Annotated in this window: 16 protein-coding genes; 11 read left to right on the top strand and 5 right to left on the bottom strand. The window is 72.6% G+C overall.

From position 1 onward, the window contains the following. The 10 genes from OG798_RS04010 (at position 1) to OG798_RS03965 (ending at position 10,065) form a co-directional block, all read left to right on the top strand. Positions 1 to 900: a carbohydrate ABC transporter permease gene (locus OG798_RS04010; protein ID WP_095857033.1), complete on the top strand. Its 900-nt coding sequence runs from the start codon at positions 1 to 3 to the stop codon at positions 898 to 900. Beyond that, positions 897 to 1,820 (top strand): carbohydrate ABC transporter permease, encoded by a 924-nt coding sequence (locus OG798_RS04005; RefSeq protein WP_261687960.1) that lies wholly within the window; start codon positions 897 to 899, stop codon positions 1,818 to 1,820. Before OG798_RS04010 ends, OG798_RS04005 begins: the two co-directional genes overlap by 4 nt. Further along, entirely contained in the window at positions 1,817 to 3,928 is a 2,112-nt protein-coding gene (locus OG798_RS04000; protein WP_328756277.1) for an alpha-galactosidase, read from the top strand. The genes OG798_RS04005 and OG798_RS04000 overlap by 4 nt, the downstream gene beginning before the upstream one ends. A gap of 76 nt (positions 3,929 to 4,004) precedes the next feature. Continuing rightward, complete coding sequence (locus tag OG798_RS03995; protein WP_328756275.1) at positions 4,005 to 4,763, top strand: SDR family NAD(P)-dependent oxidoreductase; 759 nt, start codon at positions 4,005 to 4,007, stop codon at positions 4,761 to 4,763. A gap of 49 nt (positions 4,764 to 4,812) precedes the next feature. Beyond that, positions 4,813 to 5,574 carry a FadR/GntR family transcriptional regulator gene (locus OG798_RS03990; protein WP_095857036.1) on the top strand — a complete coding sequence of 254 codons (762 nt, stop codon included), beginning with the start codon at positions 4,813 to 4,815 and terminating at the stop codon, positions 5,572 to 5,574. Then, positions 5,571 to 6,716 (top strand): galactonate dehydratase, encoded by a 1,146-nt coding sequence (dgoD, locus tag OG798_RS03985; RefSeq protein WP_267060410.1) that lies wholly within the window; start codon positions 5,571 to 5,573, stop codon positions 6,714 to 6,716. Before OG798_RS03990 ends, dgoD begins: the two co-directional genes overlap by 4 nt. Next, on the top strand, positions 6,710 to 7,507 hold the full coding sequence (locus OG798_RS03980) for a hypothetical protein (protein ID WP_328756274.1): 798 nt from the start codon (positions 6,710 to 6,712) through the stop codon (positions 7,505 to 7,507). The genes dgoD and OG798_RS03980 overlap by 7 nt, the downstream gene beginning before the upstream one ends. A gap of 26 nt (positions 7,508 to 7,533) precedes the next feature. Beyond that, positions 7,534 to 8,169 (top strand): bifunctional 4-hydroxy-2-oxoglutarate aldolase/2-dehydro-3-deoxy-phosphogluconate aldolase, encoded by a 636-nt coding sequence (locus OG798_RS03975; RefSeq protein ID WP_121417778.1) that lies wholly within the window; start codon positions 7,534 to 7,536, stop codon positions 8,167 to 8,169. After that, positions 8,166 to 9,071, top strand: a complete 906-nt coding sequence (locus OG798_RS03970) for an SMP-30/gluconolactonase/LRE family protein (protein WP_328756273.1) — start codon at positions 8,166 to 8,168, stop codon at positions 9,069 to 9,071. The genes OG798_RS03975 and OG798_RS03970 overlap by 4 nt, the downstream gene beginning before the upstream one ends. Positions 9,072 to 9,081: 10 nt before the next feature. Then, complete coding sequence (locus tag OG798_RS03965; protein ID WP_328756271.1) at positions 9,082 to 10,065, top strand: sugar kinase; 984 nt, start codon at positions 9,082 to 9,084, stop codon at positions 10,063 to 10,065. 42 nt (positions 10,066 to 10,107) lie between these two features. On the opposite strand, the gene OG798_RS03960 is transcribed toward OG798_RS03965, so the two are convergent. The 5 genes from OG798_RS03960 to OG798_RS03940 form a co-directional block, all read right to left on the bottom strand. Then, complete coding sequence (locus tag OG798_RS03960; RefSeq protein WP_328756270.1) at positions 10,108 to 10,518, bottom strand: hypothetical protein; 411 nt, start codon at positions 10,516 to 10,518, stop codon at positions 10,108 to 10,110. 3 nt (positions 10,519 to 10,521) lie between these two features. Next, the gene (locus tag OG798_RS03955; protein WP_328756269.1) at positions 10,522 to 11,364 is read right to left on the bottom strand and encodes a low temperature requirement protein A; all 843 of its coding nucleotides are present in this window, start codon (positions 11,362 to 11,364) and stop codon (positions 10,522 to 10,524) included. Between the two features lie 17 nt (positions 11,365 to 11,381). After that, the gene (locus OG798_RS03950) at positions 11,382 to 12,338 is read right to left on the bottom strand and encodes an SDR family NAD(P)-dependent oxidoreductase (RefSeq protein ID WP_267060405.1); all 957 of its coding nucleotides are present in this window, start codon (positions 12,336 to 12,338) and stop codon (positions 11,382 to 11,384) included. 76 nt (positions 12,339 to 12,414) lie between these two features. Continuing rightward, a complete protein-coding gene (locus OG798_RS03945) occupies positions 12,415 to 13,308 on the bottom strand; it encodes an MBL fold metallo-hydrolase (RefSeq protein ID WP_267060404.1) in 894 nt (297 codons plus the stop codon). 95 nt (positions 13,309 to 13,403) lie between these two features. Beyond that, positions 13,404 to 14,387 carry an aldo/keto reductase gene (locus OG798_RS03940; protein ID WP_267060403.1) on the bottom strand — a complete coding sequence of 328 codons (984 nt, stop codon included), beginning with the start codon at positions 14,385 to 14,387 and terminating at the stop codon, positions 13,404 to 13,406. A gap of 99 nt (positions 14,388 to 14,486) precedes the next feature. Here OG798_RS03940 and OG798_RS03935 point away from each other — a divergent pair, with 99 nt between their 5' ends. Continuing rightward, positions 14,487 to 15,074 carry a TetR/AcrR family transcriptional regulator gene (locus OG798_RS03935; protein ID WP_261687972.1) on the top strand — a complete coding sequence of 196 codons (588 nt, stop codon included), beginning with the start codon at positions 14,487 to 14,489 and terminating at the stop codon, positions 15,072 to 15,074. The last annotated feature ends 44 nt before the right edge of the window (positions 15,075 to 15,118 follow it).

Raw genomic sequence — 15,118 nt, 5'->3', positions numbered from 1 at the left:
ATGGCTTTGCTCGGCTCCACACGACGGTCCAGGGCCACGCGGGTGCCCCCGGTGGTCCTGGCCTTCGTCCTCGTCCCGCTGCTCGCCGAGGCGTTCTGGGTCTTCTGGCCGGCCCTCCAGGGCTTCTACCTCTCCCTGACCTCTTGGGACGGTCTGTCGGCCCCGAAGTTCGTCGGCCTCGGCAACTTCAGCGAGATGGTGCACGACGAGGTCTTCCGCACCGCCGCGATCAACACGGTGCTGTGGCTGCTGCTCTTCGGCGGGCTGTCCGCCGCCCTCGGACTCGGTGCCGCACTGCTGCTCCAGCAGGAGCGGCGCGGCATCGGGTTCTACCGGGCGGCGCTCTTCCTGCCCGTGGTCTTCTCACTGGTCGCGACCGCGCTGGTGTGGCAGGCCATGTACCAGCCGGACGGCCTGATCAACAACGTGCTGCAAGCCATCGGTCTGGGTGGCTGGAAGCACGCCTGGCTCGCCGACCAGGACACCGCCTTCTACGCGGTGATCGTGCCCGCGCTGTGGCGCCAGGTCGGCTACGTGATGGTGCTGTACCTGGCCGGCCTCAAGGGCATCGACCCCGTGCTGTACGAGGCGGCGAAGGTCGACGGCGCCACCCGCCTGCAGCAGTTCCGGCACATCACCCTCCCGCAGCTGCGCAGCGTCAACGCGGTCGTCCTTTCGGTGATCGTCATCGACTCGCTGCGCTCGTTCGACGTGGTGTGGGCGCTCACCCGCGGCGGCCCGTACCACTCCTCCGAACTGCTGAGCACGTACATGTACTCCACCGCGTTCCAGTCGCTGCGCCTGGGATACGGCTCCGCACTCGCCGTCGTCATCTTCGTGCTGGCCTTCGGCGTCATCGCGAGCTACCTCGTGCGCGCCTTCCGGGAGGCCGACTCATGACCGCCACCCACGCCACCACGGACCTCAAGGACGCCGAGGGCCCGGCGGGCCGGACCGGGCCCGCCAAGGTCGCGGCACCCCGCCGCCCCGCCCCGAGCGGCCGCGCCCTGCGCACCGCCGGCTTCCACCTCTCCGCGGGCCTGCTGTCCGCGCTGTGGCTGCTGCCGATCGCCCTCGTCCTGGTCACCAGCACCCGGACGTTCGACGACATCGCAGCGCACGGCGTCGGCAGCTGGCCGCACTCGTTCACCTTCGACAGCTTCCGGCAGGCGTGGGTGGACGGCGGCCAGCAGCGCGCCCTCATCAACAGCATGCTGGTCACCATCCCCACCGTGCTGCTCTCGCTCGGCCTCGCCTCCATGGCGGCCTTCGCGCTCAGCCGCTACGACCTGCCCTTCCGGCGCGTCCTGCTGCTGCTCATGCTCGGCGGCAACCTGCTGCCCCCGCAGATCCTGCTGATCCCGGTCTCCAAGCTCAGCGAAATGCTCGGCATCTACGACCAGCTGTACGCCCTGATCGGCGTGCAGGTCGGCTTCGGCGTCGGCTTCTACGTCTTCGTCCTGCACGGCTTCATGCGGGCGATCCCCGGCGAGATCCAGCAGGCCGCCGTCATCGACGGCGCGAACCCGTGGCAGATCTACTGGCGGATCATCCTGCCGCTGGCCCGCCCGGCGCTGGCCGCGCTGACCGCCCTGTCGTTCACCTGGATCTTCAACGACCTGCTGTGGGCCATCACCGTGCTGCGCACCGACACCCAGATGCCCATCACCGCCTCCCTCATCGGACTGCAGGGCCAGTACGTGTCCATGTGGAACGTGATCGCGGCCGGCTCGGTGATCGCCGCCGCCCCGACGGTGGCCGTCTTTCTCCGCTTCCAGCGCTACTTCGTGGCCGGACTGAACCTCGGAGCCGTCAAGTGACCCCGCACGACCGGTGGCTGCTGCGCACCGACACCACCACCTACGCGGTCACCCTCGGCGGCGACGACCACTGGGCCGAACTCGCCGCCTGGGGTCCGCACGGCGTCGAGGACGGGCCGTCGCCCATGGACTGGTCGCGGCGCACCCACTTCATCGTCCCCGCCGACGCCGCCCCGGCCGAGTACATCCCGTACGGGCTGCGGCCGTTCACCGGCGCCGACCTGGTCGCCTCCCGCCCCGGCGGCGACCGCGGCAGCTGGTGGCGGTTCACCGGCGCCACGCAGGACGGCGACCGGGCACTGCGCCTGGAGTTCGCCGACGACGTCCTCGGACTGCGCACGACGCTCCGCTACGAGACGGTGCCCGGCACCGACGTCGTGCTGCGCTGGACGGAGCTGACCTGCACCGGCGAGACCGAGGTACGCCTGGAGCGCTTCGACTCCGCCGCCGTCAACGTGCCCGTCCAGGGCGGTGCGCGGCTGACGTACCTGGCCGGACAGTGGTCGCAGGAGTTCCAGCTGCAGCACGTCGAGCTGGAGCGCGGCCGCTTCGAGATGGAGAGCACCCAGGGCTCGGCAGGGCATGCGTACCACCCCTGGCTCGCGGTCCAGGACGCCGCCGCCCCCGCCGAAGGCGCCACCCCCACGTACGGCATCGCCCTGGAGTGGTCCGGCAACTGGCGGATCACCGCCGACGCCGAGCCCGGCGGCGCCGTACGCGTACGAGCCGGCCGCGTGCCCCATGAGGGTGCGGTCCGCCTCGCCCCCGGGGCCACCCTCGTCACACCCCGGCTGGCCTGCGCCTTCAGCCCGGACGGGCTCGACGGGCTGGCCCGTGTGTGGCACCGCTACGAGCGGCACCTCACCGGCGAGCGCATCCACCGGCCGCGCAAGGTCCTCTACAACTCGTGGGAGGCGACCGGCTTCGACGTCGACGCCGCCGGGCAGCTGGAGCTCGCCAAGACGGCCGCGGAGCTGGGCGCCGAACTCTTCGTCGTCGACGACGGCTGGTTCACCGGACGCCCCGACGACACCGGCGGCCTCGGCGACTGGGACCCGGACCCGGCCGAATTCCCCGGCGGGTTCGAGCGGTTCGTCGAGGACGTCCGCGCCCTCGGCATGGACTTCGGCCTGTGGGTGGAGCCCGAGGGCATCAGCCCCCGCTCCAGGCTCTACGCCGAACATCCCGAGTGGGTGTACCGGATCGAGGGGCGGCCCGCGACGCTCGTACGCAACCAGCTCCTGCTCGACCTCGGCCGCGAGGACGTCCAGGACTTCGTCATCGGCACGCTCGACCGGCTGCTCGGCTCGTACGCCATCAGCTACCTCAAGTGGGACATGAACCGGCCGCCCACCGAGCGCGGCCGCCCCGGCCACCCGGCCGGTCCCGACCCCGAGCTCCAGGACCTCGACGCCGCCCACGTCGCCGGCTACCAGCGCGTCCTGGACCACCTGCGCACCGCCCACCCACACGTCACCGTCGAGGGCTGCGCAGGCGGCGGCGCCCGCGTCGAGCACGCCACCCTCGCCCGCACCGACGTGATGTGGCCCAGCGACAACACCGCGCCCATGGACCGGCTGCGCATCCAGTACGGCTACCTCCACGCGCACGCCCCGCACACCATGAGCTCCTGGGTCACCGACGCCCCCGGCGTCTTCGACCCGCGCCGCCGCTCCCTCGCCTTCCGGTTCGTCAACTCCATCGCCGGAGTCCTGGGCATCGGCGCCGACATACGCCACTGGACGCCACAGCAGCGGGCCGAGGCCACCGAGTGGATCGCCCGCTACAAGGAGATCCGCGACATCGTCCACCACGGCGAGGTGAGCCTGCTCGGCAGCCCCGCCGACCCGACCTGCGGCATCCAGTACGAGGAACCGGGCGGCGCCCGCCTGGTGGTGACGGCCTGGAACACCGGCCCGCTCGACGGCGCGCCCCTGGTGCCCGGCCGGGCCGCCCGGCTCCGACTGCGCGGCCTGAGGCCGGACGCCGGCTACACCGACACCGCGACCGGCACCCGCTACAGCGGCGCGTACCTGCTCCACTCGGGGCTGCCGTTCGCCTGGACCGCCGGACACGACGCGGGGCTGACCGTGCTGGCCCGGCAGTGACGACAACGGAAGAATTCGCCCCCTCTCTCGCACATCTGCACCCCACCTCCCTCTCGAACAGGAGACGACCCACCTCATGAACCCAGCCGCCCGCTTCACCAACCGCGTCGCCGTCGTCACCGGCGCCGCGTCGGGCATCGGCGCGGCCACCGCGGCACGCCTCGCCGCGGAGGGCGCGGCCGTCGTCCTGGTCGACATCGCCGCCGAACGCGGCGAGGAAGCCGCCGAGCGGCTGCGCAAGGACGGTGCCCGGACCCTGTTCGTCGCCGCCGACGTCGCGAGCGAGGACGACTGGCAGCGGGTGATCACCGCTGCCCACAGCTTCGGGCCCGTGGGCGTCCTGGTCAGCAACGCGTACACAGTGGCGGTCGCGCCGGCCCACGAGACCAGCCTCGCCTCCTGGGAACGGCAGCTCTCGGTCAACCTCACCGGCGCCTTCCTAGGAGTCAGGGCGGCGCTGCCCGACCTGCGCGAGCACCAGGGGGCCGTGGTGCTCGTCTCCTCCGTCCACGCCCACCGGGGGATCCCCGGCCACCCGGCGTACGCGGCGAGCAAGGGAGCGCTGCTGTCGCTGTGCGGTCAGCTCGCCGTCGAGTACGGCCCCGGGGTCCGCTTCAACGCCGTACTGCCGGGTCCGATCCTGACCGCCGCCTGGGACCGGGTCCCGCAGGCCGAGCGCGAGCTCAGCGTCGCCGAGACCGCGGCCCGCCGCTTCGGCACCCCCGAGGAGGTCGCCGCCGCCGTCGCCTTCCTCGCCGCCGACGAAGCCTCCTACATCACCGGATCGAGCCTGCTCGTGGACGGCGGCTGGAGCGTCAGTAAGGCCTCCGCGTGACGGGACCGACCGCTTCAGCCACCGACCGACCAGCAAGAAAGGCAAACACATGACGCCATACGCGCGCCGCGGAGTGCACGGCCAGACCGTGGAGACCCTTGCCCGCCGGGTGCTCAGCGGCGAGATCGCCGAGGGAGCGACGCTCGACATGGCGGCCCTGCAGAGCGAACTGGACGTCAGCCTGACCGCCCTGCGTGAATCGCTCAAGGTGCTCGCGGCCAAGGGCATGGTCGACGCCCGGCAGAAGCGCGGCACGTTCGTCCGGCCCCGCTCCGACTGGAACCTGCTCGACGCCGACGTGCTGCGCTGGCAGTTCTCCGAGAGCGACGGCACCGGCGCCGACCCCGCGCTGCTCCGCAACCTCGGCGAGGTCCGCGGCATCATCGAACCCGCCGCCGTGCGGCTGGCCGCGGCCCGCCGCACCGACGCCGACCTCGAGGCGTTGGAGGCGGCACTGACCGCGATGGGCCAGGAGGGCGGCGCGAGCGACGCCGTCGAGGCCGACCTCGCCTTCCACCGGGCGCTGCTCGCGGCCACCCACAACGAACTGCTGGAACGCATGGAGATGGTCATCGAGTCCGGCCTGGCCCAGCGTGATCGGCTCGTGCACAGCGCCCCCCACAGCGAGGACCCGGTCCCCAGCCACCGAGCCGTCCTCGACGCCGTGCGCGAGCGGGACCCCGACGGCGCGGAACACGCCATGCGCGCCCTGCTCGACCAGGCGACGCGCGACCTCGACAAACTCAGCGGTCCGTCCGCGCCCGAGGGCGCGGACGGCTCCACCGACGAGAAGGACGGCCAGGCACAGTGAAGATCGCGCGCGTCGAGACCTTTCTCGTCCCGCCCCGGTGGCTGTTCTGCCGCATCGAGACCGACGACGGCGTCGTCGGCTGGGGCGAGCCGGTGGTGGAGGGCCGGGCCGAGGTCGTCCGGTCGGCCGTCGAGGTGCTGGCGGAGTACCTGGTGGGCCAGGACCCGCTGCGCATCCAGGACCACTGGCAGGTGCTGAGCAAGGGCGGCTTCTACCGGGGCGGCCCGGTCCTCTCCAGCGCCGTCGCCGGCATCGACCAGGCCCTGTGGGACATCGCGGGCCGCGCCCTCGGGGTGCCGGTGCACACCCTGCTCGGCGGCCCGGTCCGCGACACCGTCCGGGTGTACGCCTGGGTCGGCGGCGACGAACCCGCGCGGCTCAAGGAGGAGGTCACCGCCCAGGTGGAGGCCGGGTTCACCGCCGTCAAGATGAACGCCGCCGGGCGCACCCCGCCGATCGGCAGCCCCGCCGAGACGGCTGCCGTCGTCGAGCGCGTGGCGGCCGCCCGCGAGGCCCTTGGCCCGCACCGCGACGTCGCCGTCGACTTCCACGGCCGCTTCAGCGCCGCCAACGCGCGCCGCGTACTCCACGAGATGGCCCCGCTGCACCCGCTGTTCGTCGAGGAACCCGTCCTGCCCGAGCAGGCCCACCTGCTGCCCGGCCTGGTCGCCGCCTCGTCCGTGCCGCTGGCCACCGGCGAACGGCTCTACGGACGGGCCGACTTCCTCCCGGTGCTGACCGCGGGCGTCGCCGTGGCCCAGCCGGACCTGTCGCACGCCGGCGGGATATCGGAGGTCACCCGGATCGCCTCGCTCGCCGAGACCTTCGGAGCCCACCTGGCGCCGCACTGCCCGCTCGGTCCCATCGCGCTGGCCGCCAGCCTCCAGGTCGCCTTCGCCACGCCCAACTTCCTGATCCAGGAGCAGAGCCGGGGCATCCACTACAACAAGGACGCCGACCTGCTGTCCTACCTGGTCGACACCGAGCCCTTCCGCTTCGTCGACGGCCAGGCGCACCGCACCGGACTGCCCGGACTCGGCATCGCCGTCGACGAGGTCGCGGTCCGCGCCGCCGACCGGTCCGGCCACGCCTGGCGCAACCCCGTCTGGCGGCACGCCGACGGTTCCTTCGCCGAATGGTGAGCGCCACGCGGCTGCCCGTGCGCGTCGCCACCGACCCGGACCACGGCGGACGCTGGACGTCGCTGACCGCCGGTGGCCGCGAGTGGCTGCGGCACCGCGACGAGCCTCGACGCCGTACGGTCCGGCCTGGTGACTCCTTCGCTGACGCGGGCGGCCTGGAGGAGTGCGTGCCCACCGTGCGCGGGCTGCCCGACCACGGGGACACCTGGTCGCGGCCCTGGCGGAGGGCGGGGGAGGAGGACGTCGTGGAGTGTCCCGACTTCCGCCTGACCCGGCGCATCGGTGAGCGAGGGGACGCGGTCGTCGCCGACTACACGCTCGCCGCCGAGCCCGGCTACCGCTTCGTGTGGGCCGCCCACGCCCTGCTGGACCTCTCTCCGGCCGCCCGGATCGGCGTCGCCGGACCGGCGGTGACCCGGCTCTACCCGGACGAGGGCGACCGCTGGGTCGCCGGCGACTGGCCCAGCGTCGACGGCGTACCGCTGGACCGGCTCGGCCCGGACGACGGGAGCGCCGTCGGAGCGGTCGTCCTCACCCCCCGGGTGTCCGTGCACGACGGCGCCGACACGCTGCACCTGTCCGTCGAGGCCGACGGGCAGCCCGTCGCGGTCGCCCTCTGGCGCAACCTCGGCGGCTTCCCCCAGGGCGCGCCGTACCGCTCGATCGGCGTCGAGCCGATGCTCGGCCGCGTCTTCGACCGCGCCGCGGCGGACGACGGCGACACCGCCGTGGTGCCGCCGACCGGCGAGGTCACCTGGCGGCTCACCGTCACCGCGACCCGCCGCACCTGAACCACCGTCACCAGAAGGGATGTCGGATGAACCTGCTCGCCGCGCTGCGCGCCCACCGGCTGCTCGCCATCGTCCGGGGCAGCGACCCGGACGCCGCGCTGACCACCGTGCTCACCCTCGCCGAGGAGGGCGTCACCCTCATCGAGGTCTCCCTCTCCGGGCGCGACGCGCTCGACGTCATCGCGCGGGCTCGCACCGCGCTCGGCCCCGACGCGACGCTCGGCGCCGGAACCGTGCTCAGCTCCGACGACGCCCGTGCCGCCCAGAAGGCCGGCGCCGCCTTCCTCGTCACCCCGGGGGTCAGCGACGGCATCGCCACCGGGCGGGAACTCGAACTCCCCGTGCTCGCGGGCGTGATGACGCCCACCGACATCCTCCAGGCACAGCGGCTCGGCGCCGACGCCCTCAAGCTCTTCCCGGCAGGCAGCGCCGGGGGCCCCGGCTATCTCCGGGACCTGCGCGGGCCCTTCCCGGACCTGCCCTTCGTACCCGTCGGGGGAGTGGACGCGCCGGCAGCCGCCGACTACCTGCGCGAGGGAGCCATAGCCGTCGGCGTCGGATCGCCCCTGATCGGCGACGCCGCCGAGGGCGGCGACCTCACCGCCCTGCGCGAGCGCGCCCGCGCCTTCCTGGACGTCGTCCGCGCGGACGCCCGCCCGTGACCGCCCCCGCGGTCCTGGGGGCCGACCGCCTCGAACTGGGCGAGGGCATCCGCTGGACGGACGGCCGCGCCGTGCTGACCGACATCCTCACCGGCCGGCTGCTCGCCCTGCCCGACGGACCCGACGCGCCGCTCGCCCCGATCACCCGACTGCCCTGCCCGCTGGGCGCCGTGGCACCGGTGGAGGGGCACCCCGGCCACTGGATCGCGGCGGCGGGCACCGGCATCTGCCGCATCGACCCCGAGGGCCGCGTCGACTGGATCGCACGCCCCGAGGAGGGCGCACCCGTGCCGATGCGGATGAACGACGGCGTCGCCGACCCGCACGGCCGCTTCTGGGCGGGCAGCATGGCGTACGAGGCCACCCAGGACGCGGGCTCCCTCTACCGCCTGGACCGCGACGGCCGCGTCACCCGCGTCCTGCGGGACGTCACGATCCCCAACGGCCCGGCCTTCAGCGCCGACGGCACCGTCATGTATCTCGCCGACAGCGCCCGGGGCATCATCCGGCGCTACCCGGTCGACCCCGTGAGCGGCGACCCGGGCACCCCCGAACCCTTCGTCACCCTCGGCTCCGGCAGCCCCGACGGCATGACCACCGACATCGAGGGCTGCCTGTGGACCGCCGTCTGGGGCGCCGGGCAGGTCCACCGCTACCGCCCCGACGGGGGCCTCGACCGGATCGTCGACCTGCCCGCCGGGCAGCCCGCGGGACTCTGCCTAGGCGGCCCCGACGGCCGTACGCTCCTGGTCACCAGCGCGCACATCGGCCTGCCCGTCCCAGGACCCCTCGACGGCGCCGTCTTCGCGCTCCGGGTCGACGTTCCCGGCGCCCCGGCCGCCCCGTACCGCCCGGCGGTCCCGTCCGCCCCGGCTCCGGCGGACCGCGCCGGCACTCTCTAGGAAGCCCACCATGAGTACCCACCGGCCACTGCGCCCCGGCCCCGTGGTCTGCGTCGGCGAGACCATGGCCGCCCTCGCCCCCGACCCCCTCGGGCCGCTGGACGGCGCCGACCTGCTGCGCGTCGACATCGCGGGCGCCGAGTCGAACGTCGCCCTCTACCTCGCCGACCACGGCATTCCCGCCCGCTGGGTCTCCGCGGTCGGCGACGACCCCTTCGGCCGCCGCGTCCGCGCCCGGATCGCCGCGGGCGGCGTCGACGTGAGCGGCGTCCGCACCGACCCGCAGCGGCCCACCGGACTGCTGCTCAAGGACCCGGGCCCGCGCGGGCACGGCACCCGTGTCCACTACCACCGCGCCGGATCTGCGGCCTCGGCCCTCACCCCCGACGTGCTCGACGATCCGGCGGTGGCGGGCGCCGCGCTCGTCCACCTCAGCGGCATCACCCCCGCCCTGTCGCCCGGCTGCCGCGCCCTCGTCGAACGCGCGCTGCGCCCCGACCGCCCGTGGCCCGTCAGCTTCGACGTCAACCACCGCCCCGCGCTGTGGGACGGCCGCTCCGCCGCCGACGTGCTGCGGCGGCTCGCGGACCGGGCCGACATCGTGTTCGTCGGCCTCGACGAGGCCCAGGCCCTGTGGGGGGACGGGATCACCGACGCCGAACGGGTCCGCGATCTCCTGTCCGGCCCGCGCGTGGTCGTCGTGAAGGACGGGGACCGCGCCGCCACCGCCTTCGTGGGGGCCGCTGCCCACAGCGTGCCCGCCCTGACCGTGCGCGTCGCCGAGCCGGTCGGCGCCGGCGACGCCTTCGCCGCCGGGTTCCTCAGCGGCGTGCTGCGGCAGCTGCCCGTGGACCGCGCCCTGCGGCTGGGTCATCTGACCGCGGCCTCGGCGCTGAGGGTCGCCGCCGACCACGGCCCGCTGCCGGACCCCGCCCTCGTCGCGGCGCTCCTGGACGCCGACGAGGAGACCTGGCGGGCCGCCGTCATCGACTGATCCCTCCGGACAGGACCGTCCGGGGTGCTTCGAGCGCAGGGCTCAGCGCCGCTTGTCGTCCTGATGCTCCGCCACCGTAGACACTTCCTCGGCGGCGGACTCCTCTTCGTGGGACAGGCGGTATGCCACGGCGAGTCCCCAGGGGACTCCGAGGAGGAGGACGAGGGCGAGGCCCAGAACGAGGGGAGCCGGGCGTGCCGCACCGACTCCCACACACATGACGGCTACGACGACGCAGGTGCGGGCCAGCGGCCGGTGGAGCCCGCGGTCCAGGTCCCAGACACGCAGAGAGGTCGCGAGCACCATCGTCGCGCAGAGCACCACGGCCGCGCCCCCGCAGAGCACCCAGGCCGTGGCGGCGGGGGTCCGGCTGTCGTGGGCGTGCTCGACGAGGCCGACCATCGCGGCGCCCATGGCGGCCACCGCGGCCGTGAGCGGCATGTGCACCAGCATCCACTACACGGTGCTCGCACGTGGGGGCCTCGGCCGCCGGTGCCCGGCGAAGTCGAAGTACGTCCACCAGGCACCGAAGCCGATGACGACGGCGACGAGCCCGACGGCGAGGGTGAGCGCGTTGGTCGGCTCGTGGGCCAGTCCGTCGACGACGCCGGTCACGGTCTCGCCGAGCACGATGATGATGAACAGCCCGAACCGTTCGGTGAGTGCGTCGGTCACGCTGAGCGCGACCGCCTGTACCGGGGTGGCCGTACCGATCACGACCGCGAACCCCGCCAGGTAGGCGACGGCCAAAAGGCCCCACGTCAGCACACGGACGTCCGCGGGCAGAGCGGCGCTCGCGGCCAGGACGACCGCGCAGGCTGCCGTCCCCGTCACGAACAACCTGCTGGGGCGGCGGAATTCGGGGCTGTCACCGCGTGCGGCGAGCAGCCACAACACCGCCAGCACCGCGAACAGCACCCCCGCGGTCACGGCGAACGCGACTCCGCGTGCGCCGCCCGCCTCGGGGATGAACGCGCCCAGCGGGACGAGCACGAGGATCTGCAGCAGGAACATGCTCCGGCCGCGTGCATCCTCGTGCCCGTGCAGTTCGTGGTGGAGGGTGCCGTTGAACCAGGCGATCCACACCAGTGCGAACACCGCGGCGAACAGACCCAGACCGTGCCAGTCGAGGTCCCCGGCCAAGTGGTGGGCGGCCTGGGCGACCAGCACGACCACGACCAGGTCGTAGAACAGTTCGAGCGGGCCGACCACGCGCTCGATAGGCTGCTCGCCATGGGCGCGCGGAGGCTGCCACAGCTGACGGCGCAGCCGGGTCCACTGCTCATGTCGTGAGGTCATGTCGGCAGCGTAGAGCTCTAGCCGACGAGAGCTTCGGACACGGTCCACAGGCGGGCGGCGTTCTCCGGGTCCAGGGCGTACGGCGCGACGCCGGCGACGGCACCGGCTCGCTCGGCGACCGGCTCGGACGGCGCACAGTCCTCGAAATAGCGGCCGGTGATGCCCTCCACCGACGGCGAGGCGGCCAACAGCACCGAGGTCGCTGCGCCCTGCTCCACGGTCTTCTGCGGTGGCAGCGCGAGTTCGCCCGAGGCGATGAAGTCGGCCACCTGCTGCATGTCCATGTGCCGGGCCAGGGACGTGTCCGCGATGTTGCCCGGCATCAGTGCGTTGGCGGTGATGCCGTCGTCGGCCCATCGCTCGGCGGCACCGACGGCGAACAGGACGTTGGCGGTCTTCGACTGCCCGTAGGAGGTCCAGGGGTCGTAGGGGCGGTACCGGTAGTCGAGGTCGTCGAAGACGACGGGGGAGAAGAGGTGGCCGATCGAGGCGACCGAGACGATCCGGGCGCCGTCCGCCGCCGCGAGTGCCGGGTGGAGGCCGAGGGCGAGGGCGAAGTGGCCCAGGTGGTTGACGGCGAACTGCGTCTCCCGACCGTCAGGTGTGCGGATGAGTTTCGGCGGAGCCATCACTCCGGCGTTGTTGACCAGGATGTCCAACGGGCCGTGCCAGGCCGCCACGAACGCGGCGACCGTCGACCGGTCGGCCAGGTCGAGCCGTCCTACCGTCAACTGTCCCGACTTGGGCGGCAGTTCAGCTTCCAGGCGTGCCACTACGCGGGCACCCGCGTCGGTGTCCCGCACGGCCAGGGTGACATCGGCGCCCGCCGCGGCGAGTGCCCGGGCCGTCTCCACCCCGATTCCGGAACTGGCTCCGGTCACCACGGCCCGGCGGCCGTGCAGGTCGACGCCGTTGATCACCTCGGCGGCGGTGGTGCTTGCCCCGAACAGGTGGGGCGTCTGAGGCACGGACATGAGGTGGGTCTCCTGATGTGAGTGAGTTGGATTACTTGAGTGACTTGAGAAAACCGAGGGCCGCGATGTGTGTGGCTCAGTCGCCGATCGCGTTCGGCGCCTCGCCGACGGGAGCCCAGGCGTGCGCGTCGCCCACCGACGTGACACGGCCGAACACGTCGTCCGTGAAGTGCCCGGCGGCGATCACGGTGTCCGGCCGCTGGAGCACGCGGTCGCGCACCGCTCGGGCCTGGTCCGGAGCGACGTCGGAGGAGAACACCAGATCGGGGTCGCCGACTTGAGCGGGGGAGTGAAGGATGTCTCCCACGATGTAGGCGGATTCAGTGCTGCCACCCGACGGATCCCGTACGACGATCGCCAGATGTCCGGGGGTGTGCCCAGGTGTCGCTTCGACGGTCACCCCGGGCGCGATGCTGTCACCGCTCCTGACGAACTCGACGACGCCGTCGAGCGGCTTGAGCACTGCCTCGGCGTCCGGTCCGCCCATGGCCGCCGCCCTCGTCGACCAGTACTGCCACTCGGCTTCCGACATGAGATGGCGTGCGCGGGCGAAGGTGAGGCCCGTGGGCGAGTCCGTCGTGGGCGCGTTCGGGAGCGGCGCGACATCGCTGGTCCAGCCGACGTGATCGAGGTGCAGATGGGTGAACACCACCGCGTCGATGTCGTCGGCGGACAGTCCTTCCTCTGCGAGGTTCCGCAGAAGCGAACCGCCCTTGAGCTGAGCGACGCCGGGCACGTCCACGTCGATCTTCCCTACGGCCAGATCCACGAGAATCCTCTGGTCCCCGGCGTGTATCAGGAAGGAGCCGAACGAGAGGATGAGCTGCCCGTCTTCGAGAAACCCGGGGCGCGTCGTCCAGTCCACGCCCGGAAACAGGACGTCTGGATTGTGTGCGCCGAAACCGTCGGGGAGATAGGTGATCGTCGTTTCGCCGATAGTGATCCGGGACCGTATGGCCGGCTGGGGCATGGGGGCCTTTCGAGACGCGAGGGCTTGGGAGTGCGTGTGGGGGGGCAGGGGTCTTCTGGACCAGCGGTGGGACCTTGTGAGGCGCAGGTCGGCTCTCAGCCGTTGAGCGTCCCCATGTACTCGGGCGCGTAGCGGTCGCCGGTGACCACGCCGTGCGGGGCGACCGCCTCGATCGCGGCGATGTCGTCGGTGGTGAGAGTCACCTCGGTCGCGGCGACGTTCTCCTCCAGGTAGGGGCGGCGCTTGGTGCCGGGAATGGCGATCGCGCCCTGGTGCTGGACCCAGGCCAGGGCCAGCTGGGAGGGTGTGACGTTCTTGTCGGACGCGATGCGGCGGACCTCGCGGACGACGTCCAGGTTGCGGTCGAAGTTATCGCCCTGGAACCGGGGGTCGGTCCGGCGCCAGTCGTCCGCGGCGAAGTCGTCAGGGCTGGTGATCGCGCCGGACAGGAAACCGCGGCCCAGCGGGGAGTAGGCGACCAGGCCGATTCCCAGCTCCTGCAGCGCGTCGCGCACCCCGTCCTGTTCGATGCCGCGCTCGAAGAGTGAGTACTCGGTCTGGACGGCGGTGAGTGGGTGGACGGCGTGGGCACGCCGGATGGTCTTCGCGGAGGCCTCGCTCAGGCCGATGTGGCCGACCTTGCCCTCGGCGACCAGCTCGGCCAGCGCCCCGACGGTCTCCTCGATGGGCACGTTGGGGTCGATGCGGTGCAGGTAGTACAGGTCGACGTGGTCGGTGTCCAGGTGCCGCAGTGAGCGTTCGAGGGCCCGGCGGACGTACTCGGGCCGGCCGTTGAGGCCGAGCGCGCGGCCGTCGTCGGTGATCTCGACGCCGGTCTTGGTGGCGACCACGGCGACATCCCGGCGCCCTGCCAGCGCCTTGCCGAGGAGCTGCTCGTTGACGAAGGGGCCGTAGCTCTCGGCGGTGTCCAGCAGGGTGACGCCGAGCTCCAGCGCGCGGTCGATGGTGGCCAGCGACTCGGCCTCGTCGGTGGCGCCGTAGAACGCGCTCATACCCATGCAGCCGAGGCCTTGGGCTCCGACAATCAGGCCCTGGCTGCCCAGTGCGCGGTGTTCCATGAGGGGGGTCCTTCCATAACTAACTGGATAGATACATCACCGTAGACCCGCGGGTTGCCAGTGTCAATAACTAGATAGTTACTTGCTAGGGTGGCACGTATGCCACGGGACTCCAGCGCCACCAAGGCCCGGCTGCTCGACGCCGCCTTCACCGAATTCGCCACCTACGGCATCGCCGGTGCGCGAGTGGACCGCATCGCGGAGGCCGCGGGGGCGAACAAGCGGCTGATCTACGCCTACTTCGGCAACAAGGAGCAGTTGTTCGACGAGGTGTTGCGACGGGCGATGACGGCGGGAGCCGAGTCGGTGCCGTTCGACGTCGAGGACCTGCCCGGATACGCCGCCGCGATCTTCGACCACCTCGTCGCCCGGCCGGACCTGATGCGCCTACGCCTGTGGAAACTGCTGGAGCGCCCCTCCGCCACCGGACTCGAACCGGACGCCTTCCGGCGCAAGGCCACCGAAGTGGCCGACGCGCAGCAGCGTGGCGAGCTCGCCCAGGGGATGGAGCCCGCCGATCTCCTGACCATGGTTCTCGCCGCGGCCCAGGCATGGTTCTGGGCCGCCGAGGACGTCGGCCCCGAGGAGGTCATCCAGTCCTGGTCGCCACAGCGGCTGGCCCTGCACCGCTCGGCAGTCGTCGAGGCCGCGCGCCGGATGAGCGAGCCGAAGGCCGCCGGGGAGTAGCGGTCCCTGTGGGCACGCTCGCCTGGCGTATGGCGGGGGGTGTG

The organism is Streptomyces sp. NBC_00271 (assembly GCF_036178845.1).
In the GTDB taxonomy this organism is placed as follows: Bacteria; Actinomycetota; Actinomycetes; order Streptomycetales; family Streptomycetaceae; genus Streptomyces.
This window is presented reverse-complemented; position numbering and strand designations above follow the sequence as displayed.